This is a genomic window from Limihaloglobus sulfuriphilus (genome assembly GCF_001999965.1).
GTDB lineage: Bacteria > Planctomycetota > Phycisphaerae > Sedimentisphaerales > Sedimentisphaeraceae > Limihaloglobus > Limihaloglobus sulfuriphilus.
On record NZ_CP019646.1, the window covers coordinates 2,123,023 to 2,146,086 of the forward strand.

A 23,064-nucleotide genomic window follows, 5' to 3' on the forward strand; every position below is an offset into this window, starting at 1 on the left:
TATTCAGTCCTGTAAATTCTCTGTTTGCTTATCAGAATCTTGAGCCGGGCAATGAGCCGGTTTTCTTTTTATTTTTCTGCCGACAGCCTTAGACACTCCGCTCAGCGCAAAAGCAGAGAACGAAAGCAGCAGCGCTATCGACAGCGACCAGATTATCAGCCCTATGCATCCCGCGGCTATAAGCAGGTACTCAAAAGGTTTTCTGCCGCGAAGGTAATGGTTTATGAGATGAGGGTATTCTATACGGCTGATCATCAGCAGGCCAAGACCTATTGTTATAAACGGTATGGTATAGACAATGAAATATTCAACAAACTGATACAAGAAAGACTGCGGCCCGTGACTTAGATAGATATCCTGGAAGAAAACTATTACGGCAGCGAGCACACCGGCCGCGGCAGGCGAGGGTATCCCCGTAAAACTCGAGTGTGAGCTGCTTTCTTCTTCATTTTCAACGTTAAACCTCGCCAGTCTGACAATCGTGCAGATAACATATACCGCGGCGGAGAGCCAGATAAAACGAACCATTGGCCCCCTTGCCAGAGAGCCGGGATTAACAAGCGTATCAATCTTATGCTGCATAACAGCCCAGATCAGAAAAGCCGGAGCTGCGCCAAAGCTGAGACAATCGCAAAGGCTGTCGAGCTGGCCGCCAAAACTTGACGTGGAATGACTCAGACGGGCCAGATGTCCATCGAGCATATCAGCAATCATCGCAAGAAAAATCAAAACCCCGGCAAGCCCGAAGTTTGTAAACTGAATACCATGCAGCGCAAAACTTGTTTCACCCTCGAGCACGCCCCTGCTGGAGAGACATATTGAGGCGAACCCCAAACCGCCGTTAAGAAGAGTCACAAGCGCCGGGAGAACAGAGATGTATTTGAGGCGGCGGAGTTTTTTCTTTTTATGGTTTTCCAGCTCAACCTCTTCGATTACAGTTTCTTCAAAATCCTTCCTCATTTGCTCCTCTCGTATTCTGCTACTTTGGTAAGGCCGGCAGAGACTTTATCGCCTGGTTTTACACAGGGTTCAATCCCCATATTAACGGGAAAGTACAACTCTGTCCGCGAACCGTATTTGATCATGCCGAATTTCTGACCGATCTGATACACATCACCTTCATTGGCGGCGCATACGATACGTCTGGCTATTGCCCCGCTTATCTGCCGGACAACCAGCCTGGCACCGGGACCGCCGGTCATAGTCATATAAACATCATTAGACTCGTTGACCTTGGAGGACTCGGCTTTCATGGCGTTAATGTAGCGTCCCTTACGGTACTTTTTGCCGTCTATACGGACATCTGCCGGCATACGGTTAATATGAACATTAAAAACGCTCAAAAATATACCGATTCTCACCGCCGGACCGTCTATATGCTCGGCATCATCAACGATGCCCACATCACTTACCACACCGTCAGCAGGCGATATAAGAAACCCCTCTCCCTCGGGAACAACCCTGTGCGGATCCCGAAAGAAAGAAAATTGCCACACCAGAACGGCAAACAACATCACTTCTATGCTTACAATCGCCCAGGCAGGCACATTTTTGCGCAAAACCAGCAGTAACACCAGCATCAACAAGAGGTTAATGACTGGATAAACAGCAACCTGCGGCAATCCATATTTTGTTATCGGTAATCTCATATAAACTATATTATACAACTCTTGAGATAAATATCAATATATTGCCGCGGCAAATGTCACGTGCGGCATTATTTGTGGGCATAACTTTGTCGCGGGGGATTAGTGATGCCGTGTTAAGTAAATTCACTTGTTTCATTTCTGATGTTTTCTAAATTGCCGAACGAAACCAGCTCGTCTCCGAGCAGTAAAGTTGTTCCTGCACTGGGGTTAGGTATTGTTTTGTCCTGTCTTATTATCGCCAGCACCGTTATATCGTTTTTCCTCAGGTCCGAATCGGCAAGTGATTTGTTTAGAATGCGGCTCTTTTCGGTTACTTCAAACCGGGCAACTCCATATCCGCCGGTTATAACAACGAGCTCTTCGATGCTGACAGGGTTAAACATATTGCGTTTAACAATTCTCTTACGCAAAACGGCTGTTAACTTGTTTAAAAACTTAACGTTAGTGAAAAGACGGTACACAAAATAAAATATTAATATCAAAAACGAGGCGTTTATCCAGGGTATTGCCGCAGGTGGAATTGTCAGCGGCAGCCACGATTCAGAAATAATTGTCGCCCAGATGGCTTCCTGAGCGTTAAGGGCACTGGCTACAGAGGCGATCATGGTTACCAGACCGGCATTACCCAGAACTATCAGCACTGATGCAATTCGGCGGCGCTGCGGGTGAGAGGTTATAAGCTCTGATTCGCGTGTGGTAAAACCGGTGCCGCTGAAGCATGAGAGGGCCTGAAATTTTGCCAGTGAAAAGTTCAAACCAGTTATTTGAAAAGCAACCGCTCCAATAGTTACAATCACAAATGAAGCTACAAGAACGATTAAGAACAAAATGATGCTCATTTAAAATGTCTCCGAAATCAGGTTTCCAGGATAAGAAAACGTTATAAATATCCTTTAATAATTACTATGTCAAGCCATGTCTTCAAAAGATTTTATTTCTTTGAATGTTTCAGCTCTGACCATGCGAATATGAAGATAACCATAAACAACAGGTCGAATATTGCGAAAGGTTTCCAGATAACAGGCACACCGGCCGTGAACCAGTAGCCAAATACTACACCGCAATAAGACAGCTTGAGAAGAATACCGTAAAGAATCAAATTTTTGTTTGCGTTGGGGTTTAAGGCGATACTGGCAAACATTACGGCAAAAATTATCAGAAGCAAGGCGGGAAACTGCACATACCCTGTATGGTTTGGCGGTGTAACATCGAAGCGGTCAAAAATCCAGAGCGGAGACACCAGAAAAACCGCACCTAAAATGCCGTCGTAGATTGCGGCAATACCGAAGATAAAACGTATCAGTGTGTATTGTTTCATATCAATCTCCTCCGCGGCGGAACTGTTTCTTAAATTGCTCCCGCCGCCAGTTTGTAAAATACTTGGAATATATTTTCTCGGCAAGTTTTTTAAATCCGGTTTCAAGCTGATCTACGCTCATATGCGATGGAATAAAATTGAGATCAAACAGTGTACATTTTTCCCAGTTTTGTTTTTCAATTAACCGGTTTTCTGCGTCGAGTTTACGGTAAAGCTCTGTTCCGGGGAAAGGCGTCATTATAGTTATCTGCACTTCGTAGAGCCCTGCCGCTTTGACAAATTCGAAGACCTTATCAAATATTTCCGGCCCCTGCCTCTCCATACCCAGTATGAAACAACCGTTCACTGTGATCCCATGGCTTTGAATTTTGTGAATTGCTTCTGCGTATTTATCGAAATATTTATATTTCCAGTTGCTGTTCAGATCTATCCCGTCTAAAGGCTCAATCGTTGGGCTTTCAAGCCCTATCAAAATCTGAGCGCAGCCGCTTTCTCTCATCAGGTCAAGCATTTCAGTGTCTTCGCTTACGGATAAATCACTCTCGGCAAACCATTTTATGCGGCGATGTTTAAGGTCTTTGAGCAGCGGCTTCCAGTACTGCTTGTTGACAAAAGTGTTGTCGTCGGCAAATTCAATAAAAGGCTTTTGCCATATTTGTTTTATGCGGTCGATTTCAGCGAGCACCTTTTGCGGGGGTTTCTGATTGTATTTGCCGGTAAGCATAACCGAGCTTGCGCAGAAATCGCATTTGTGGGGACAGCCGCGGCTGGTTTGAACCGTTAAGCGGTTGTATTTAGAAATATCAAGAAGCTCAAATTTCGGCATTGGCGAGCACGCAAGGTCGTAATCCCGCTCAACAGAGCCGTAAACGGGGCGAAGTACTCCTCTCCGGCAGTCATTGAGAATCTCCGGCCAGACACTTTCTCCCTGTCCAACAGCCGCACTGTCGCAAAATTCAAGCGCCTCATCGGGCAAAGCCGTTACATGGGGGCCGCCGATAACAACCGGAACAGAGGCCTTCTTGAAATGAAGAGCCAGCTCATAAGCCTCGTTTATCTGAGCGCTGTAACTTGATATGCCGACCAGGTCGTAGTCCGTGTCAAGATTGTTCATATTTGCCAGGTCGGGCATTTCGATATAATCAACCTGGTGCCCGGCAGGTGTCATTCCCGCCAGTGTCAGCAGGCCAAGGCTTGGCAGAGATGCGATCGTTTTGCTTCGTTCGACAAAACCCGGCAGTGTCAGGCCCAGCTCGAGCAGCTCAGCGTCGCAGCATCTAATGCCGCTCATTGCTATCAGTGCTATTTTCATCGTTCGTACATTCTCCATACAAAAAGTATTATCGCCAGAATTGTTGAAAGGGCCGGGATAAAAAAGAAATTTCTGAAATATGGTTTAATTGCCGAGAGATAGCATGTTAAGGGCATAGTTACGGCAGCGAGAATAAGAAGATAAGAAGCCGCGGCGGGTGTTTGTGCTATCCCCAGCGCCTGTAAGCTCAAAGCGAAAGCAAGGTTAATCAGACCAATCCCGAAAAATGCTATATGACCCAGGCGAATCATCCGTCTCCGCCACGAAGAGTAGCCTCCGAGAAAGTCTTTGTTATAAAAAAACATTCCGGTAACCGCCCCCGCAACAGAGCCAAGCAGCATACTTATCCAGGCAGTGTAAAGATTTATCATGTTTTGCTCACTTTTCGAAAAGACAACCTTTCATTTCAAGTTTACTGCTTGACGAAAGCAGCCCGTCTTTATGTCATAATCATACCTTAAAATTTCAGTATATCAACAAATGAGCCGGAAACAAACAAAATAGCCAAAGGATTTTATGCGGAACCCGCAAACCCTATGAGTTTTGTCGAGAAACACCTAAATAACGAAAAATAAAGACATTACACACCAAAACCAGCTCGTGTCGTCTTTTAAGGCTCTTTTCGAACCGGGTTAATGAAATTTTTTTGCCTTTAAAAACTTTACATTCCCCGCCAATAAATTTAAAATGCTTGATTCTTTTTTAATCTTGAAACCTATATTTACACCAAAATAATTGAAAGGGTATAAAAATGGCAAAAAAGACAATAGCTGACATTGATGTCAAAGGTAAAAAAGTTCTTATTAGAGCAGATTTCAACGTCCCGCTTAATCCAGAGGGGCAGATAACAGATGATGCGCGTATAGCAAAGGCTATGCCGACAATCGAGCATATCCTCGGTAACGGCGGCAGTGTTATACTGATGAGCCATCTCGGACGGCCAAAAGGCGAAAAGAAGCCCGAGTTTTCGCTGGCTCCTGTAGCCGCCCGTCTTAGTGAGCTTGTCGGCAAGGATGTAGTCTTTGTTGACGACTGTATCGGTGAAGATGTTTCCGAAAAGGCCGCTGCCTTAAAGAGCGGCGATGTTATGCTCCTTGAAAACCTCCGTTTCCACAAAGAAGAGATAATCAAGGACAAAGACGCCAAGGAAGACCCGGCTCTGCGTGAAGCAAAAGACGCATTCGCAAAACAGATCGCCTCTCTTGCAGACATTTATGTGTGCGATGCCTTTGGTACCGCTCACCGTGATAACGCTTCGATGCTTACCGTTCCGCAGGTTATGGAAGGCATGCCTCGTGTTGCAGGTTTTCTCATTGAAAAGGAAATCAAGTTTCTCGGCAAGACTATCAATGAAGGCGAAAAACCTTTTGTCGCAATTCTCGGCGGAGCAAAGGTTTCTGACAAGCTAAAGGTTATTGACAATCTGATGAGCAAGGTTGACACCATCATCATCGGAGGCGGCATGGCCTACACATTCAACAAGGCACTCGGTAAAAAAATCGGAGACAGCCTCTGCGAGGATGATTTTGTAGAAACCGCCGGTGAGCTGCTCGAAAGAAGCAAGGACGGCGGCTGCGAAATCCTTCTGCCCGTTGATTCTGTTGCCGGCGATAAATTCGCGCAGGACGCCAAGACAATGACAACGCCCAACGGTATCCCCGACGGCTGGCTTGGTCTGGATATCGGCCCTGAATCGGCGAAAATATTTGCAGAAAAGATAAAATCCGCAAAGACAGTCGTCTGGAACGGCCCGATGGGTGTCTTCGAATGGGATAACTTCGCAAACGGCACAACAGTAGTCGCTAATGCCCTGGTAGAAGCAACCGCTAACGGAGCCCGCACAGTCATTGGCGGCGGCGACAGCGCAAGCGCCATTAAGACACTCGGCCTGGAAGACAAGGTCAGCCACGTATCAACCGGCGGCGGCGCATCTCTTGAGATGATGGAAGGCAAAACTTTTGCCTGCCTGGAGCTGCTTGACGAAAAATAAGATATCTGATATCATATTAAACCGGCTGTGGGGTTATTCACGGCCGGTTTTTTTATGGCACAGGCGAAACAGCTCTCACGGCCGCGCAGGGATTCTTGCAGTTTGCCTGTTTTTTGTGATTATAACCCATTATTTCGGAGTGATATATAATGAAACTTCCACCAGCGGGTACGATAGAAATAGCACCGAGTGTGCTGAGCAGCGATTTTGCGAACCTGGCATCTGAAACACGTGTTATAGATGAGGCCGGTTCGAAAATTGTCCATCTTGATATTATGGACGGGCATTTTGTGCCAAATATCACTTTTGGAGCGCCCATTATAAAATGGCTGCGAAAGTACTCTGATTTGTGTTTCGATGCCCACCTGATGATCTCCGAGCCGGACAGGTATGCCGAAGACTTCAAAAACGCCGGCTGTGACCATATTACTTTTCACATTGAAACCGTCGATGACCCCGCAGGTCTGATAAACCGGATTCATGATATGGGCATGTCGGCGGGGGTATGCATAAAACCTAAGACACCGGTCTCAAGTATCGAAAAAGTCGCAAAGATGTGCGAGATGATACTGGTGATGACGGTGGAGCCGGGTTTCGGCGGCCAGTCTTTCATGGACGACGCCGCCCGCAAGTGCATTGACATCAGAAAGATGGCAGGGCCGGATATCCGCATTGAGGTTGACGGGGGCATAGACGTTGGTACTGCCTGCAAGGTTGCCTCGTACGGGGCGGATACTCTTGTTGCAGGCTCTGCGGTTTTTAACCGGCCGGACAGGGCCGCGGCGATGAAGGCGATCCTCGATGATGCCGCCAAGGGTTTGGACTGATGTTTTTAACTCTGCTGGTATCGGTTGTCTGTATCTTCCTGATGATGGTTCCCGGAGCCCTTGCGTTTCGCAGGGCCTGGCTGAACAACCACTCTCTGCAGGGGCTCTCTCGCATAAATGTTTATGTGCTCTACCCCTGCCTGATATTCAGCGTCATAGTAAGCAATTTCACCTTTTCAAGTCTGCTGCGAAGCTGGTACCTGCCGGCTATTTCGTTTGGAATAATGTTAATCGGCTACATCGGCGGGTTAATCGCGTGCAGCCTGTTCAAAATTCACAGCCGCGAGACACATAAATCCTTTTTGTTTCAATCCGCGATAAACAATTACTCTTTTTTCCCCCTGGCACTTGTCATCACGCTCTTCGGCAGTGAGGGTACGGGGATTCTGATCTTCTCCACTCTCGGCGCTGAGCTTGCCGTCTGGACACTGGGGATGTTTATACTCAGCGGACACAGTTTCAGGTTAAAAAGCCTGCTGCACCTGCTCAGTCCGCCGATGATGGGGCTTTATCTGGCGGTTTTGTTTTTGGCGGTATGCCGGTTTTTCCAGTTTGACCCGGGATTTTTAAGCGATAAAGGCACGCCTGCAAACAGCCTTTTCAACGCGGTTACAATGCTCTCGGGGGCGGTGGTTCCAATATCAATGATAATCGCAGGGGCGAGGATTTCCAAGATAAAGCTCGCTGAGGTCATGAACCGGCTGGTCTGGCTCCTGAGTGTTTTGCGGCTGGTGATAGTTCCGCTTGCGGCGGTTTTTATTATCAGCTTTCTTCCAATAGACGCTCTGTCAAAGAAAATCATGATGATAGTCGCCGTCATGCCGGTGTCTCTTTCGAGTATGCTGTTAAGTGAAATATACGGCGGCGACAAGGAATTTATAGACGGAACTGTGCTGCTGACGCATCTTCTTTCAATGCTGACAGCGCCGGCGATACTTGCGTTTTTGATTTAAAACTGACAGTTTAGGAATATTCCCTGATGCAGACAAAACAAGAAATACAGGCCCTGCTTGCCGGCGTAGCGGCGGTTCCAAACCACCGGCTCGGCCAGAATTTCCTTATAGATAAGAATCTGCTCGAATTCCTCCTGCAGCAGGCCTCTGTAACCGCTGATGATATAGTATTTGAAGTCGGCTGCGGTACCGGTACACTCTCTCAAGACCTGAGCGAGAGAGCCGGTGCGGTTGTTATTGTAGAATATGACCGGCTTATGTGCCGGATAACCGCCGGAGTGCTGGCAGGCAGAGAAAATGTAACTATGATAAACGCCGACGCCCTGGATAATAAAAATAAAGTAAACCTTGAGGCGATGCAGCGGCTGGCCGCACTGCGGAGGCAGTTCAAAGGCAGACTCATGCTCATTGCCAACCTGCCCTACCAGATAGCAGCGTCTCTTATGTGCAATCTTGTTACTGCTGAACCTGTCTTTGACGCGATGTATATCACCGTTCAGAAAGAGGTTGCCCAGCGGATGTCCGCAGGGGCCGGTGATAAGCACTACGGAATACTCTCGATACTCATGCAGGCAGCGGGCAATGTCAAACTGCTCAGAAAACTGGGGCCCGATGTCTTCTGGCCGGCGCCAAAGGTCGAATCGGCTATGGTTTCGTATGTCCGTGATGAGGGAAAATGCTCTTTGATAGAAAATCCAGATATTTTAAAACGCCTCATATCTGTCTTTATGGGGCACCGCCGGAAGATGATGAAGGCATGTGTTAAATTTGTTCCGGAAGAGTTCTCCGGCATAAACGAATGGGACTCGTTATTTGAAACGGCTCGGATAAATCCTCAAGACCGTCCAGAGAAGGTTCGTCCCGAGCAGTATGTTGAGCTTGCAAACGCCGTATCTCAACGGCTGAAATAGCTATCTGCCGTCTTCGAACTCACCAATATAACCCTCTTCTCTCAAGATTTCAAAACTCTTGAAAGCGATCGGTGCCGCATCTGATGAGCCGTGCAGCCCCCCCTCTATTACGACCGCAATCGCAACAGAGCGGCCGCGGCTGTCCTGGGCGAATCCGACAAACCACGCATTAGCCGGAGCCTCTGTCGAACCGGTTTTGCCAAACAACTCTACCGTATCATCATCAAAGCCCGATTCTTTATAGGCTGTATTGGCGGTTCCGCCGGTTTCATATACTACCGCAGACATGCCGTCTTTTATTGTCTCAATTGTATTATCAGCAATCCCAAGCTGTTTTGGAGGCGCCTGCCGGTTTTTGTCCCTGTAGAGTGTCGGCTGAATAAAAACACCGCCCCTGGCAATAAGTGCCATAGAATTTGCAACCTGGAGCACTGTAACCCTCAGATTGCCCTGGCCCATGCCGAACCATTTACGCTCTGATGCCGGCAGAGGCGGCAGATCTTCAAAAGTTTTTACGTTTTTTTGGGGTATGCTGCCGGATATTATACCCTGTGATTCCTGCAAGCCCCGTGACTGTTCGAGGCTTACCTCGGCGTAGCTCAGATCTGCATCGGCGAGGATCCGCCTGCCGAAACCTATATCATAAAGCCATCTTTGCAGTTTCTCGGATTCTATCCTGTGGGCCAGTTTTGTAAAATAAATGTTACAACTGCCTCTAATGGCGTTTCTGGCGTTATTGCCGCCCTCATACTGCCACCTCCAGTCATGACAGCTTCCGTTTCGCTGCAAGAGGCATCTGGGCCAGTTTTCCTCCGGCACCGGCGGGCAGCTTATAATTGAGTGCTGTGTAACCTTGCCCTCTTCCATGCCTGCCAGCAGTATTGTCGGTTTAATCGATGAGCCCGGAGGATAGAGGCTGTACATGGCTCTGTTCTTTAATGGTGAATTTGGAGAGTTCTTGATTTCTGTAAAATCTGCCCGCATCTTATTGAGGTTGTAAGAGGGAGTTGAAACGCTTGCAAGAATTTCGCCTGTCGCAGCATCAATAATCACAATTCCGGTAGGCTTGCTGCTGTTTTTGTTTGCCTGGGGGTTGCTGACCCAGTCTTCGATCCTCTCCTGAAGAACCGCGTCGATGGTGAGGTTTACGTTCATGCCGAATTCGCTTGCAATCACCTCTTTTTCGCCGTTGTGTCCAAGGTATGTAACCTTTCCGCGGCGGCCTCTTAGAAGCGGTTCAAAAACGTATTCCACTCCTGTAAAACCCGCAAGCTCTCCCTCTTTGTATTTCATCAGCTCATCAGAGCTGAACATTCCCTTATCCGGCTGGGCGGGATTAACCCACCCGATTATATGGGCGGCAGTCTCATCAAATGGGTAGCTTCTGGTTGAGGAAACATCTATTCCGACATCATCATCTGCGATAAAGCGTATTTGAGCAGCGTTTTTAGCCTGCTCATTGATGTCGGCAACACAGTGCCACTGTGTATGCATTTCCGCAAGATCATTTACCTGCGCCTCCATTATCAGCCTTTGCTCTTCGGGGATACTGCGGTAATCGCTCAACGTCATCTCTGTATTGGGAAAGTTTCTTTTCATAGCGAAAAATTCCCGAAGCCTCCAGATACGGCTATTTATTTCCGACAGATTTGTCTCGATAATCTCCCGGGTTATTCCCGGCAGCCCTAAGAATTCTGCAATAAGCTCATTAGTCCTCTCCAGCTCATCTGCGAGCTCTTCGTGCCAGTATTGAATCGCGTCTTCCGGACTGATACCCCTGTCCTGAGCTGTAAATAGAGCGTTGGCCAGCCAGAATTTTTCGTCTTTGAGCCGGATATATCTGTACAGCAGACAGAGTTTGAAATCAGCAATCTCCTGGGCCATCGGGCGGCCTCTGCGGTCCAGGATCATTCCCCTCAGCGTTGGCAGCTCCCTTGGCGGGGCAATCCCGATATTCGATACGATTTCACGGTTTTGCTCTGAGAGTGCGGCCTGGATCCACAGCAGTCTTGCCAGGCAGATGCCCAGCATAATGGTAAATAATATGATTAAGAATTTTAACCGTGAGTTATACATTTAGAAACGCCTGTCAGTCTGGCGCTGCGGCAGCCCTAATAACTTTCTTATGTATTCCGCTGCCTGCCAGATGAAGGGACCTGTGATTGCTGTATATATTGACGCGGCGAGAATCCGCATAATCATCCTTGGCATAATGTCTGAAGTTTTCCAGAGTATCAGCGGTTCGGCTATGATCAGCGACAGAAAAGTTAAAACGAAAAGTATGAGCACCTGATACCTGATCTGCTCGAATTGAATCAATCCCCGAATCCTTGAGTACAGCGTACCGGCGATTCCGTAGCCGATCATGCACGGCCCGATCGCCGTACCGGATACGTCAGCCATAAAGCCCACAAAGAACGCAATTCCTATAGCGTCTTCGCTGGAAGAATAGCTGATCAGGATTGCCATGATTATCGCCATCATTTCAGGTTTTATGTTCAGCTCGGTGACGGCAAGAAAATTAGTTAGATTGCCTGCGTCTATAACAGCGAAGATAAGTATTATTATTGAATAGAATATCCAGGCCATCTTTTATTCCTTCTCCGGGGTTATTACAGCAACATTGTTCAGATCGGATGCCCTGTATATGGGCAGTACTGTGATGTCCCATAAAAGCGGCGAGCTTTCCGAGGGCCACGCCCTGACAACCTCTCCGATAACCCTGGAAGCCGGCAGCTTGCCCGGTATTGCTTCGGCGAGCACAGTATCGCCGGGTTTTACGTCCTGCGATGTTGAAACGAGGTCTATCTTACAGCTTCCCAGACCGGTTCCCTTGAGGTTCCCCGTAATCTTTTTAGACTTTCCTTCACGGGAGATTATGACGGGAATATTGGATTTTGTATCAGTAACAAGAATCACCCGGGCCGTTGTAGAGGATGTTTCACCTATAACGCCTATAATTGTATTCTGTCCGAGAATATATTGGCCTTTTCTTATCCCGTGACTGGTGCCCTTGTCGATCGAGAGATACTCGTCCTGTTGGTAGGTTATTATTCCGGCAGTTGTTACAAGTATCTCTTCGTTTGGAAAGAATGCTTTGTAGCCCGCCAGCGTTTCGTAGTCCCGGGCAAGCCTGTCCAGATCAGCTTCGAGGTTTTTATACGCCGCCCAAAGTCTGTTGTATTCCCGGCGTGAGACGGTTTCGTAATTTATGCTTCCGGGTTTTATAAGCCGGTAAGGAAGTTCTTTACCAATGCTCAGTGCAGGTTTAAAAAGCTGGACAAAAAAGAAATTCAGGCTTGAGGTAATTCTTTGAGGTGTAAACAGCAGAAATAGAGACAGACCCAGAAGGGCGATGAATAGTTTTGTTTTTGTCTTCTTAACCTGGTGCCTGGCCATATATAACCATTTTTCAAATATCCCCGCCGCCGGAGTCTTAATCCCAGGTGTAATCCGCCTGGTCCATTGTATCTTTCCATTGTTCGAGGTTTTCTAAGTAAACGTTTGTTCCCCGGGCAACGCATGTGAGCGGATCGTCCGCGATCGTAACAGAAATTCCCGTTGCCTGTGATAATACCTTATCCAGACTTCTAAGCATTGCCCCGCCGCCGCAGATATGTATTCCGTTGTCGATCAGGTCCGCAGCCAATTCAGGCTCTGCCTTTTCGAGCGTAACTGTAACGCATTCAATGATTTGAGAGATAGGTTCTTTGAGTGCTTCTCGGATTTCTTCGCTCGTTATAACAATTTTTCGCGGAAGTCCAGAGATTGTATCACGTCCGGCAACTTCCATCGTCATTTCTTCGCCAAGAGGAGCGGCAGAGCCGATTTGTATTTTTACCTTCTCAGCGCGTGCCTCGCCGATTAACAAATTGTAAGTTCTTTTAAGATGTGATATTATAGATTCATCAAAATCATCGCCGCCAACGCGTATAGACGAGCAGCTGGAGATATCGGCAAGTGACATGATTGCAACTTCCGTCGTACCGCCGCCGATATCAACGATCATTGACGCGGTTGGTTCGGTAATCGGCAGTCCGGCTCCAATGCCCGCCGCCATCGGCTCATCAACAAGATAAACCTTTCTGGCACCTGCACGTTCGGCACTGTCAATAACTGCGCGGCGTTCAACTTCCGTGATGCCGCTGGGTATGGATATGACAACCCGAGGCCGTACAAGTCTGCCGCGGCCGTGAACTTTCTTGATAAAGTAGCTCAGCATCGCCTCAGTAATCTCAAAATCACTGATTACGCCGTCTTTGAGCGGGCGGATAGCGGTGATTGAGCCGGGGGTTTTCCCGAGCATTTCCTTGGCTACTTCGCCAACGGCGGAACCGTTGTTCAGGACGATGTTTGTACCTTTTCGCACAGCCACGACCGAAGGCTCATTCAGCACTATACCTTCATTCCTCACGCAGACCAGAGTATTGCACGTACCAAGGTCTATTCCCATATCAGTACTGAATTTGCCAAGAATCGCGTCCCGGAACACTTTGCTGCCCTTCGATCTTAAAACCTTTTAAGAGTTATTACTCTATTATTTTGAATATAGAGCCGTACTGGGAGTAACACCGAATAGCTACAAATACAGCTGTGGCCAGGGTTACCATCAGTGCAGAGCCTATCAAAGCGGTGTAAACATCGTTCGGGGCTGACTTTTTAACTTGTTTTGCCATGAATTTTCTCCGCTTTTATTTGTGTTACAGTTCGGTAGAGGCTGAATCACCAATCTTGGGCATGCTGCTTTTAAGCCCGATGATGCCGACACTTTTGCTTACATCTACGTCTGTGACGGTGATGTCGCAGATAAAGTTGACGCCTCTGGCTATATGGAACTTCATGCCGGATTTTACGCCGTCAGCTTTGCCCACGGATATAGAGACCAGATCATCTTTAATATCAGTTACCACACCCTGAATCGGTGCATTGGTAAGGTTGCTGCCTGCCATGCTTACGTTTGAAGACACAGACTTTGTCACAGGCTCAGCCGTTGTGGTACTGCCAGAGCTTTTGCCTTGCATCAGCTGAGAGATTTTTTCTTCAAGCATGGCGTTTTTCTCCTGGTAGCGGCGTTTTTCCGCTTCAAGAGCCTCGAGCATAACAATTTTCTCATCAAGAGCCGTGGTCATCTCGTTGAGCCTGTTGCTGAGTTTGACGCTTTCAACCTGTTCACCGCTTAGCTGGTCACGTGTGGCGATAAGAGTTTTTTCCAGCTCACCTATAGTCTGCTCAAAACTTTTTACAACGCCGGCCCAGCCGTTTACACGGTCCTGCCATTTAACAACGTCATGTTGAGCGTTTTTCAGCTCTACCATCGCGTCAGTTTTTTCTTTTTCCAGAACGGCAATTCTCTGATTGAGGCTCTCAATTTCATTCTTTGCCTTAACTAAACCTTCATCAGCCTGGCGAAGCTGCATATTGGTTTTCGATTTAAGGGCATCGTAATTGGTCTGAAGAGTCTCATTTTTGTCCATTACATTACTTGTGTCAATAACGTAAGTTACGACTGCTCCGCAGAGGAAAATTGATACCAGTGTCAATAATACCGTGAGTACTTTTGTAAAGCTGTTCAAAGTATAGCTCCTTGAATAATAGCAGGTTAGTGGTTACGGTTACTTACTTTACCGTCCGCTGACCATCTGTTAACAGATATTTTTATAATTACACAATTTCAAACAAACAGGGATTTTATGTTTGTAAGGTCTTTTGGTCAAGCAATTTTTAATTTTAGCTGAAGGAACTTTTATTTAAAAGTCATTTCAGCCCTCGATACGGCACACATTCGCTTTCGTGAAACGGGTAAAACCTTGACATATAAATCCAAAACGGCTTTAATGTAATTTTGTTAAATTATAATTGAGGTTCTATATGCTTAAAAATATTTTTATCACGTGTTTTACTCTGATTCTGCCATTGACATGTTATTGCGGCACTGAAGAGGTCTTTGAATTCGACGGAGTAACGGACTATACTTTTGTAAAACAGGACTGGGCAGATTATAATCTTGAGCAAAACCAGGACAGGATCACAGACAACACGTGGATCACAAGAGGTGACTATGCAGGTATTTACAACTATTTCAGCGAAGAACATTACCAGAAGCTCGGCCCCTCGCCGGTAAACACCAGATGGGCCTTCGAAGGGCTCAACGGAAACCCTTACGGCGCAGTTTACGCTTCTAACTGGGAGAATCTTGTTTTTGACACCTGGGAAAATGCCCACCAGTCCGGAGCAGCCTATATTGTGGGCCTGGCGGCTGTTATGCATATTGTTGATCTGGATTACTACATTGACGTAAAATTTACAAGCTGGTCGTATGGCACCCCGCCAAACGGAGAAACCGGCGGCGGATTCAGCTATATACGGGCATCAATCTCCGACGACGAATGGATCTGCACTGAGCAGCCCTCAATGGACGCAAACGGGGATTGTATTGTTGACATGGAGGATTTCGTGGTTTTGAGCAGCCCCTATGACAAAAAGAAAATCGATATGACAGAGATATATAACTTTGTATCACAATGGCTTATGTGCAACCGGGAACCCCAGAGTGCCTGTTTAGAATAAAACGCTGCTAATCGACATGCCTGCCGGTTTGATAAACAAAATTAAGCCTTTATAAAAGTATTCGCACAAAGCTGAATATTTATTCTTAATCCTTTTATTAGAAGAGATTATACTTTACACGCGGCCATGTTTTGCGTATTATCGCTGAAATGAACAGGCAAAATAACAGTGTTGGAATTGTAGAAACAAAGACTGTCAGAGTAGTGGATGCCCAATCACCTCTGACGCTCGATTGCGGCAGGGAACTGTCTCCAATTGATGTTTCCTACGAGACTTACGGACGTATGAACGAATCCGGTGACAATGTGGTGTATATCTGCCACGCACTGACCGGTAACGCTCATGTCGCCGGATACAATTCACCCGATGATAAAAAGCCCGGCTGGTGGGATGATTTTGTCGGCCCGGGTAAATATATAGATACAGATAAATATTTTGTCGTTTGTTCCAATTTTCTCGGAGGCTGTTCGGGAACTACCGGCCCTACAAGTATAAACCCATCTAATGGCGAGCCTTATGCCTTAAACTTCCCTGTTTACACAATAGGCGATATGGTTCGGGTTCAGAAGTTATTTCTCGAGAAAATTGGCGTAAATCATCTTTTAGCCGTAATTGGCGGCTCAATGGGCGGGATGCACGCACTCAAGTGGGCGATAGAATACCCGGATTTCATGGACGCGGCGGTAGTTGTCGCTTCTACAAGCCGGCTGAGCCCCCAGGCGATAGCCTTTGATGCTGTCGGGCGTAATGCGATTCTGGCCGACAGGGATTTCCAGGATGGCAAATATACTAATGACAAAGGCCCTGAAAGAGGCCTTGGCATCGCTAGAATGATAGGCCATATAACCTATCTTTCCGAAAAGGGTATGCGCGAGAAATTTGGCAGAGAGTTAAGAACTGCCCAGGATTACACTTATGATTTCAATCCGGAATTTTCTGTAGAAACATATCTTAACCACCAGGGCCAGAGTTTTGTAGAACGCTTCGATGCGAACTGCTACCTTTATATAACAAAAGCGATGGATTATTTTGATCTGGGTAGAGAATACGGTTCTCTTGAGGCAGCGTTTAAAAAGATAAAGGCAAAACTGCTTATAGTCAGCTTTTCGAGCGACTGGCTTTTCACTCCGGAGCAGTCAGTGGATATGGTAAATGCCGTAGTGGCAAACAATAAGAGTGTAAGCTACTGCAACATCGAGTCTCCTTACGGCCACGATGCGTTTTTGCTTGAACCGGATACTTTGGGCCCGCTGATAGGCGGTTTTCTCGCTTCTTCATTCGAGAGCCATGTCAGCCCCTTCGATCCCGAATCTATAGATTATGCCGACTTGCAGGAATCAGCGAAGAGAGTTCGCGTTGATTATGAGATTATCGAAGACGTTATCGAACCGGGCAGCAGGGTACTGGACGCGGGCTGCGGCAACGGAGACTTGCTGTATCGCCTTTCACGAGACAAAAACGCGTCAGTAGAGGGTATCGAGGTACGACAGGATCTTGTGATAAAATGTATCAGCAAGGGCATACCTGTTATTCACAAGGACATAGAAAACGGTCTTGACTGCTATCGGGATAAGTCCTTTGATTACGGCGTGCTTTCCCAAACTGTACAGACACTAAAAGAACCGGAATACGTTTTTCGCGAACTTTTGCGTGTTGCCAAGCGTGTGATTGTCAGCTTCCCAAACTTCGCTTACTGGAAGGTAAGGCTGAGCCTGATGCTCAAGGGACAGGCACCCGTTACGCCCGAGCTGCCGTTCGAATGGTACAACTCGCCTAATATACATTTCCTTTCTATAAAGGATTTTGAGCAGTTCTGCAGTAAAATAGGTGTTGTGATAGAAAAGAAAGTACCTCTTCGCGGCAGCAGTCCGAGCACTATCAAGCCGGCTCCAAACTTCTTTGCGCCCCAGGCAATTTATCTTGTCCGCAAGGATTAAACCTCCTGTTGAGTCGCGGCGATGCATCAAGCGGGCAATGATTTCGGCGGTTTTTATTATTCCATGTAGTTGAGCTGGTCATAGAGCTGCTGATACTGCATGATCCTTTGGCGGGCAGTTTCTATATCACCGTTGAGCTCGGGGTATCTCAGCCAGATACTGAGAATCTCATCCATAGCGGCTATCAGACTGTCAGTTTGACGCATCAAGTTTCTTATTGCATTTTCCCGCCGGTCACGCACATATTTGTAATGTTCCCAGCCGCTGGGGTAGCTGGAACCTCTCGGATAGTAAATATTTCCTCCGGCGGATCTGTAGAAGCTGCCGCGGGTTCTGCGAAGTTTTGCCTGCCGGTATTCGGCGGAGATGATTTCAAGCTGTTTTCGCCCCTCGCCGATCTGCTCGGCGAGAAACCGGCATTCCCTTAGTTTAGAATTTACACGTTTTTCAGCATTTGTAAAAGCTCGCTCTATCTCACTCACAACATCGAAAGTTTTAATTTCTGCGCTGTCGGGAATTCCGATCGCATCAAAAAAACCGCCGCGATCTGCAGATACTCCATCGATAAGCCCCGCTTCCATCGCCTGTGAAGATGTCAGAAGAAAAGCCTCGCCCTCAGGCTTGATCGTCTCAGCAAACAAAAAAGCTGACGGAATATCCTCTGAGACAAACGACTTATATTCATTTTTACCGTTTATGGTTGTCTTTATAATCCGGGTATCAGGATTAAAAAGACCCTCAAGAAAAACGCCGGGGAATTGGCGATTTTTGAAAATGAGGGTTAAAATATCTTTAATCGGCTGATAACCTCCCTGCGTGATACTGCTGTTTTGCTCACTTTCCTGCTCGGGTTTAATACCAGAGATAATCGAGCCTGACTGCATATAGATATTATCACTGCATAGAGCGACAAACGCGGCCTCCTCGAGAGCGCCTTGCTGGTATTCCCTGTTTATCCAGATGTAAACGGGGGTGTTTTCTGCCGCGGCGATCAAGTCAATCAGCTCTAAGCATATTTGCGGATCTCCGCCGGAAGAGCTCACTGGTATTATTATCGCCAGCGGACCGCGGTTGAGAGAAAGCTCTAACTGATTTCTGAATTCTACCGCCTGCGAATTCAGGTAAAACCTGGTATTTATGGGAATCAGGTGTACTTCATTCCTGCGGCCTCGGGCGTTATACTCAATGTCAAACTCGCTGAGGTCGTAATATCTTCCCGAATACCCGATTCTTACCAGCGTCTTATCGAGTTTTTTAATCTGGGTTGCGTACCCGTCGAAAGTATTAGAGGTTGGCTTGTGTGTAAATGTATCTGCTTTCAATGATGAGAGCAGAAGAGCGTGTGCAATAATGAAAACAAATATTCTGTTCATATCGCAGCCTCTTGAAGCCTAACTTCTATATAAATATATGCACCGGCCGGTTTTTATACGTCCGGCCGGCGCTTAAACGTCAAATCAGTCACCAAAGGCTGAATCAAACAACACTGACGAGGGGGCAAAGTCCGCCATTTTGACAAACTCGCAGGCCTCTGCTGCGCCCTGCTCACGTTCCATGCCGCAGTCTTCCCATTCTACTGAAAGCGGGCCGGCATAACCCATGTGATTGAGAGCACGGATTATTTCCTCAAAGTCAACGCCGCCGCGACCCAGAGACCGGAAGTCCCAGCCGCGGTTCTGATCGCCGAAGTTGAGGTGCGACGCCAGTATGCCGCTTTTGCCGTCAAGCTGAAGAGCAGCATCTTTCATGTGTACGTGGTATATCCTGTCGGGGAATTCACGAAGGAACATAACCGGATCTACCATCTGCCAGTGCAGGTGGCTGGGGTCAAAGTTGAAACCGAAAGTCTTGCGGTTTCCGACAGCTTTGAGAGCTCGTTTAGCTGTGTAGATATCGAAGGCGATTTCAGTGGGGTGAACTTCTAACGCGAATTTTATGCCCTGTTTATCGAAAGCGTCAAAGATCGGGTTCCACATCTTTGCGAAATATTTAAAGCCCTCATCTATCATCTCATCTGTTACCGGCGGGAAGCTGTAGAGCATATGCCAGATCGATGAGCCGGTGAAACCATTTACAACCCCGACTTCCATATTCGCGGCTGCCTTGGCGGTCTGTTTCATCGTTTTTACCGCCCATTTGCGTTTCTTTTCTGCATTGCCGGCACAGTCCGCGGGCGCAAAGGCATCTGAACGTGAGTCATTATTTAAGTCGCATACAAGCTGACCTGTTAGATGATTGCTTATAGCAAAGAGCCTCAGGCCGTTATCCTCGAGGATCTTTTTTTGCTGCTGGCAGTATCTCTTACTTCTTGAGGCCTTTTCAACATCAAGATGATCACCCCAACATGCCAGCTCGAGACCGTCATAGCCCCACTGGGCTGCTTTTGGAGCAAGTTCAGCCAGCGGCATATCCGCCCACTGTCCTGTGAATAATGTAACTGGTCTTGCCATAGTAGTAATTCCTTTAAAATATTTTTAATTTACAATGAAAGTGAAATCGCAGACTAATAAAAGTGCATAATTGCCCGGATCGTCTTTTAAGTTACCCCGATCCGGGATTCAGTTTTAAAAAAGCTAATTCTTTAACGCACACTATCAGCCGTATTAGCTTCACTTACTTTTTGAACTTTGTCCATTTCTGGGCGCTCTTAGCACTTGCCAGCACAGTTTCGATAAACTGCATCCCGCGAAGGCCGTCTGTAACATTGGGGAAATCCGTAATAAGCGGATCGGCCTTTTTGCGTTCGATTCTTGCCAGAACTGTCTGGGCGAAGTTGCAGTAAACATTCGCAAAAGCCTCTATGAACGCTTCGGGGTGTCCTGCGGGCACGCGTGTTGCCCGTGCCGCCGCGGGGCTTGTCTTGCCGACGTAGTCATTTCCTCTTCGCCAGACTTGTTCGGGGCCGTTGAGGCTCTTTACTATAAGCGTATTGGGGTCTTCCTGATGCCATTCAATCGCTTTTTCCTCGCCGTAAACCCATATGCCAAGGCTGTTTTCCTGGCCGACAGATATCTGGCTGGCGTGGAGCAGTCCTTTGGCGCCTTTGCTGAATTTAACGATACAGTTTACATCGTCATCAAGTTTGCGTCCCTTGACAAACGATGTCAGCTCGGCGCATACGTCAGTTATTTTTAACCCTGTGATGTATTCGGCGAGATTTTCGGCATGTGTGCCGATATCGCCGAGACAGCCTCCCCCGCCGCTCTGTTTTGGATCGGTGCGCCAGCCGGCCTGCTGGTTTCCGGTTTTCTCAACAGGAGTGGCAAGCCAGCCCTGGGGATACTCTACGACTATCTTGCGGATTTTTCCCAGTTCGCCGGATTTGATCATATCCCTGGCGCATTTTACCATCGGGTATCCTGTGTAGTTGTGCATGAGGCCGAATACTTTGCGTGTCTTTCTGACAATTTCGCGAAGTTCTTTTGCCTCTTTTACATTCAGCGTCATGGGCTTTTCGCACATAACATGAAAGCCGGCCTTAAGGAAATCTCTTGCGATCGGGAAGTGCCAGTTGTTGGGTGTGGTAATTGAGACAAAGTCGATGCGTTCATCTTCGGGCAAGGCGAGCTCTTTTTCTATCATCTCGTTGTAATTGTTGTAAACCCTTGTTGAATCGAGATAAAGCTCTCTGCCCATCTGTTTTGATTTTTTTGGGTCAATGTCGAAAGCTCCCGCGACTAATTCAATCGATCCGTCCATACGGGCCGCCTTGCGGTGAACCTCTCCAATAAAGGCGCCGGGGCCGCCGCCGACCATACCCATTCTAAGTTTTCTTTTCGCCATAGTACCTTTCCTTCTAAAATAACAAGATTATACCGGCGGTAAGGCCGGTGTTTTGTTAGCAAGGGCAGCCAAAGAGCTGAGACCCTTTAAAGTACTACCCTGTAAACTGCTTATATTAAACAATATAATATCATCTTCCAGCGAAAAAGCAAGAATGAGAAAAGAAAACTGCGAGCTATGAGCAGCAGGAGAGCGAATTTTTGCTTTAGCCTCCGAATTTAAAGGCTAAACAGCGAGCAAATAAAGCGGAGAGAGGGGGATTCGAACCCCCGGTACGCTTTAACACGTACACACCCTTTCCAAGGGTGCACCTTAAGCCGCTCGGACATCTCTCCGAAAGATAGCAGATTTTAATGTCAAAGTCCGATTATGCAAGTGAAAAACCACAGGTATTTGTGAAAGTGTGTGACTTTTTTGGCGTTGCATAAACAATGTTAATATGTCAATATCTGCAAATTTCAGTCTTCGCGGCAGCAGAAACTCAAAGACATCTGCCGCTGAACGGTTTAATAACAAATAACCAACCCCCCTGCAAAAATATCACACACCCGCGGCGTTTCTCATACATATTAGTTTGACTATTGCACTTTGATGCGTACAATATTTCCTTTTATACAATTAACTACAAAACAAGATGCGTAATATGAATATAAGAAAAATCAGTTTGGCGGCGATACTTATTGTCTTAATATCAATGCTTTGTGCTGTTGTTTACACAGGCATGTCGGGTTCGCAGTACAACCCTAAAACCATGATAAATATAAACAAAGCAATCGCCGCGATACTGGCCTACATTGCTATCATTGTCATCGGGCCGGTACCCGGTGAGCTCACTGTCGAGACAAAATTAAAGCTCTCCGCCCTTGCGGTATTTTCGCCTGTAGTTTTCGGAATTCTTCTCTGGCCGGCGGTAAGTCCCGAGAGCCCGTATGAATTAGTATCGCTGTCAAGCGGTTCCCTCGGTTTTGCAGGTTTTATAATATTCACCGCGGCGGCTTTTCTATGCGGCGGCCTTACCGCGATTGTGCCGGGTGAATTCGGCCTGCACGCATCAAGAGCGGCAGTACCGCTGGGAATCAGCATCGCGGCTGTCCGAAGCGGATTCGTAACAGACGCCACAGCAAGGCTTTCCGACGTATCACAAATTTCTCAGACATACAATATATTTGCAATAGAATCTTTTTTGTGGGCAGTTATCGCCGCGGCGGGTTTTGCAGGAAGTTTCGCCGCACGAAAGCTCACAAACCAGGACACCGGAATCAATGACCTCAAGCCGTTAGTTAAGGGATGGAAGCAATCGGTCATGGCAGTTGCCGCGATTACAGCTGTCTCAATGATTGTAATCAGCATACTTGGCACAAGTCCGGGAATAAGAGACAGAGAGCTCTCGGCAATCATGCTCCAGCCGGGCAACGGCCAGGCGGCGTTTGCTGTTCTGGCGGCGTTTACCCTCTGCGGCTGGGCGGCGATGCGTTACTTCAAAATCAACTACATACCGGCATGTATCGCGGCTGTCATACTGCCCGCGGCAATAAGGCTGTTTGCTTTTAAACAGGAAGATATCCTGAATCTGACCCAACGATACCCCCTTTCCTTTTTAACGAACCCATCGCTGGCGCTTACGCCGGTAATGATAATCTCATTCGGCATGATTGGAGCAGTCTGCGGGTACTGGCTGGCGGTACTCCAGAAACGCAACGCGGCACTGGCCGGAGAAGAAGCCGCCGTAGAAATGGCGAACCTGGCTGCCAGAACAGCGGTGGGAGTTGCTGACGGCAAGCCTTAAAGTACTATTGAGAAAAGATTTGGAGTGATTA

At 47.3% G+C, this 23,064-nt stretch carries 22 protein-coding genes and 1 tRNA gene; 7 read left to right on the forward strand and 16 right to left on the reverse strand.

Annotation, left to right across the window (positions count from 1 at the left end; genetic code table 11):
- Positions 1 to 3 precede the first annotated feature (3 nt).
- From SMSP2_RS08035 to SMSP2_RS08060, 6 genes are all read right to left on the reverse strand, one after another.
- Entirely contained in the window at positions 4 to 960 is a 957-nt protein-coding gene (locus SMSP2_RS08035) for a CDP-alcohol phosphatidyltransferase family protein (protein WP_146683455.1), read from the reverse strand.
- Entirely contained in the window at positions 957 to 1,649 is a 693-nt protein-coding gene (locus SMSP2_RS08040; RefSeq protein WP_146683456.1) for a phosphatidylserine decarboxylase, read from the reverse strand. Before SMSP2_RS08040 ends, SMSP2_RS08035 begins: the two co-directional genes overlap by 4 nt.
- Positions 1,650 to 1,762: 113 nt before the next feature.
- The gene (locus tag SMSP2_RS08045) at positions 1,763 to 2,488 is read right to left on the reverse strand and encodes a cation:proton antiporter regulatory subunit (protein ID WP_146683457.1); all 726 of its coding nucleotides are present in this window, start codon (positions 2,486 to 2,488) and stop codon (positions 1,763 to 1,765) included.
- Positions 2,489 to 2,580: 92 nt separating this feature from the next.
- On the reverse strand, positions 2,581 to 2,967 hold the full coding sequence (locus SMSP2_RS08050; protein WP_146683458.1) for a hypothetical protein: 387 nt from the start codon (positions 2,965 to 2,967) through the stop codon (positions 2,581 to 2,583).
- A 1-nt stretch (position 2,968) separates the two neighbouring features.
- Positions 2,969 to 4,279 carry a B12-binding domain-containing radical SAM protein gene (locus SMSP2_RS08055; protein ID WP_146683459.1) on the reverse strand — a complete coding sequence of 437 codons (1,311 nt, stop codon included), beginning with the start codon at positions 4,277 to 4,279 and terminating at the stop codon, positions 2,969 to 2,971.
- Complete coding sequence (locus tag SMSP2_RS08060) at positions 4,276 to 4,650, reverse strand: hypothetical protein (RefSeq protein ID WP_146683460.1); 375 nt, start codon at positions 4,648 to 4,650, stop codon at positions 4,276 to 4,278. Before SMSP2_RS08060 ends, SMSP2_RS08055 begins: the two co-directional genes overlap by 4 nt.
- A gap of 380 nt (positions 4,651 to 5,030) precedes the next feature.
- On the opposite strand from SMSP2_RS08060, the gene SMSP2_RS08065 reads away from it, so the two are divergent.
- The 4 genes from SMSP2_RS08065 to rsmA all read left to right on the forward strand — a co-directional run bounded on the left by SMSP2_RS08065 (position 5,031) and on the right by rsmA (position 8,960).
- Positions 5,031 to 6,269: a phosphoglycerate kinase gene (locus tag SMSP2_RS08065; protein ID WP_146683461.1), complete on the forward strand. Its 1,239-nt coding sequence runs from the start codon at positions 5,031 to 5,033 to the stop codon at positions 6,267 to 6,269.
- A gap of 149 nt (positions 6,270 to 6,418) precedes the next feature.
- Entirely contained in the window at positions 6,419 to 7,096 is a 678-nt protein-coding gene (rpe, locus tag SMSP2_RS08070) for a ribulose-phosphate 3-epimerase (protein ID WP_146683462.1), read from the forward strand.
- Positions 7,096 to 8,049 carry an AEC family transporter gene (locus SMSP2_RS08075; protein ID WP_146683463.1) on the forward strand — a complete coding sequence of 318 codons (954 nt, stop codon included), beginning with the start codon at positions 7,096 to 7,098 and terminating at the stop codon, positions 8,047 to 8,049. The genes rpe and SMSP2_RS08075 overlap by 1 nt, the downstream gene beginning before the upstream one ends.
- A 26-nt stretch (positions 8,050 to 8,075) precedes the next feature.
- On the forward strand, positions 8,076 to 8,960 hold the full coding sequence (rsmA, locus tag SMSP2_RS08080) for a 16S rRNA (adenine(1518)-N(6)/adenine(1519)-N(6))-dimethyltransferase RsmA (RefSeq protein ID WP_146683464.1): 885 nt from the start codon (positions 8,076 to 8,078) through the stop codon (positions 8,958 to 8,960).
- On the opposite strand, the gene SMSP2_RS08085 is transcribed toward rsmA, so the two are convergent.
- Genes SMSP2_RS08085 through SMSP2_RS08105 form a run of 6 tightly spaced genes read right to left on the reverse strand, consistent with a single transcriptional unit; the run spans position 8,961 to position 14,533 of the window.
- The gene (locus SMSP2_RS08085) at positions 8,961 to 11,036 is read right to left on the reverse strand and encodes a penicillin-binding transpeptidase domain-containing protein (protein WP_146683465.1); all 2,076 of its coding nucleotides are present in this window, start codon (positions 11,034 to 11,036) and stop codon (positions 8,961 to 8,963) included.
- The gene (locus tag SMSP2_RS08090) at positions 11,037 to 11,549 is read right to left on the reverse strand and encodes a hypothetical protein (protein ID WP_146683466.1); all 513 of its coding nucleotides are present in this window, start codon (positions 11,547 to 11,549) and stop codon (positions 11,037 to 11,039) included.
- 3 nt (positions 11,550 to 11,552) lie between these two features.
- Entirely contained in the window at positions 11,553 to 12,359 is an 807-nt protein-coding gene (gene mreC / locus SMSP2_RS08095; protein ID WP_146683467.1) for a rod shape-determining protein MreC, read from the reverse strand.
- A 37-nt stretch (positions 12,360 to 12,396) separates the two neighbouring features.
- Positions 12,397 to 13,452, reverse strand: coding sequence for a rod shape-determining protein (locus SMSP2_RS08100; RefSeq protein WP_222566305.1), 1,056 nt, complete (start codon positions 13,450 to 13,452; stop codon positions 12,397 to 12,399).
- A gap of 37 nt (positions 13,453 to 13,489) precedes the next feature.
- Positions 13,490 to 13,636 (reverse strand): hypothetical protein, encoded by a 147-nt coding sequence (locus SMSP2_RS14860; protein ID WP_186804646.1) that lies wholly within the window; start codon positions 13,634 to 13,636, stop codon positions 13,490 to 13,492.
- 24 nt (positions 13,637 to 13,660) lie between these two features.
- Positions 13,661 to 14,533, reverse strand: coding sequence for a hypothetical protein (locus SMSP2_RS08105; protein WP_146683468.1), 873 nt, complete (start codon positions 14,531 to 14,533; stop codon positions 13,661 to 13,663).
- 295 nt (positions 14,534 to 14,828) lie between these two features.
- On the opposite strand from SMSP2_RS08105, the gene SMSP2_RS08110 reads away from it, so the two are divergent.
- Together SMSP2_RS08110 and metX are read left to right on the forward strand one after the other, a co-directional pair.
- Positions 14,829 to 15,527, forward strand: a complete 699-nt coding sequence (locus SMSP2_RS08110) for a hypothetical protein (protein ID WP_146683469.1) — start codon at positions 14,829 to 14,831, stop codon at positions 15,525 to 15,527.
- 149 nt (positions 15,528 to 15,676) lie between these two features.
- Positions 15,677 to 17,464, forward strand: coding sequence for a homoserine O-acetyltransferase MetX (metX, locus tag SMSP2_RS14865; protein ID WP_186804647.1), 1,788 nt, complete (start codon positions 15,677 to 15,679; stop codon positions 17,462 to 17,464).
- A gap of 56 nt (positions 17,465 to 17,520) precedes the next feature.
- Here metX and SMSP2_RS08120 read toward each other — a convergent pair whose 3' ends face one another.
- The 4 genes from SMSP2_RS08120 to SMSP2_RS08135 form a co-directional block, all read right to left on the reverse strand.
- Positions 17,521 to 18,837, reverse strand: a complete 1,317-nt coding sequence (locus SMSP2_RS08120; RefSeq protein ID WP_146683470.1) for a Clp protease/crotonase-like domain-containing protein — start codon at positions 18,835 to 18,837, stop codon at positions 17,521 to 17,523.
- Between the two features lie 84 nt (positions 18,838 to 18,921).
- On the reverse strand, positions 18,922 to 19,914 hold the full coding sequence (locus SMSP2_RS08125; protein WP_146683471.1) for a sugar phosphate isomerase/epimerase family protein: 993 nt from the start codon (positions 19,912 to 19,914) through the stop codon (positions 18,922 to 18,924).
- Between the two features lie 163 nt (positions 19,915 to 20,077).
- Complete coding sequence (locus SMSP2_RS08130) at positions 20,078 to 21,247, reverse strand: Gfo/Idh/MocA family protein (protein WP_222566306.1); 1,170 nt, start codon at positions 21,245 to 21,247, stop codon at positions 20,078 to 20,080.
- Between the two features lie 246 nt (positions 21,248 to 21,493).
- Positions 21,494 to 21,582 (reverse strand) — tRNA-Ser (locus tag SMSP2_RS08135).
- A 308-nt stretch (positions 21,583 to 21,890) separates the two neighbouring features.
- On the opposite strand from SMSP2_RS08135, the gene SMSP2_RS08140 reads away from it, so the two are divergent.
- Positions 21,891 to 23,033, forward strand: a complete 1,143-nt coding sequence (locus SMSP2_RS08140) for a hypothetical protein (RefSeq protein WP_146683472.1) — start codon at positions 21,891 to 21,893, stop codon at positions 23,031 to 23,033.
- The last annotated feature ends 31 nt before the right edge of the window (positions 23,034 to 23,064 follow it).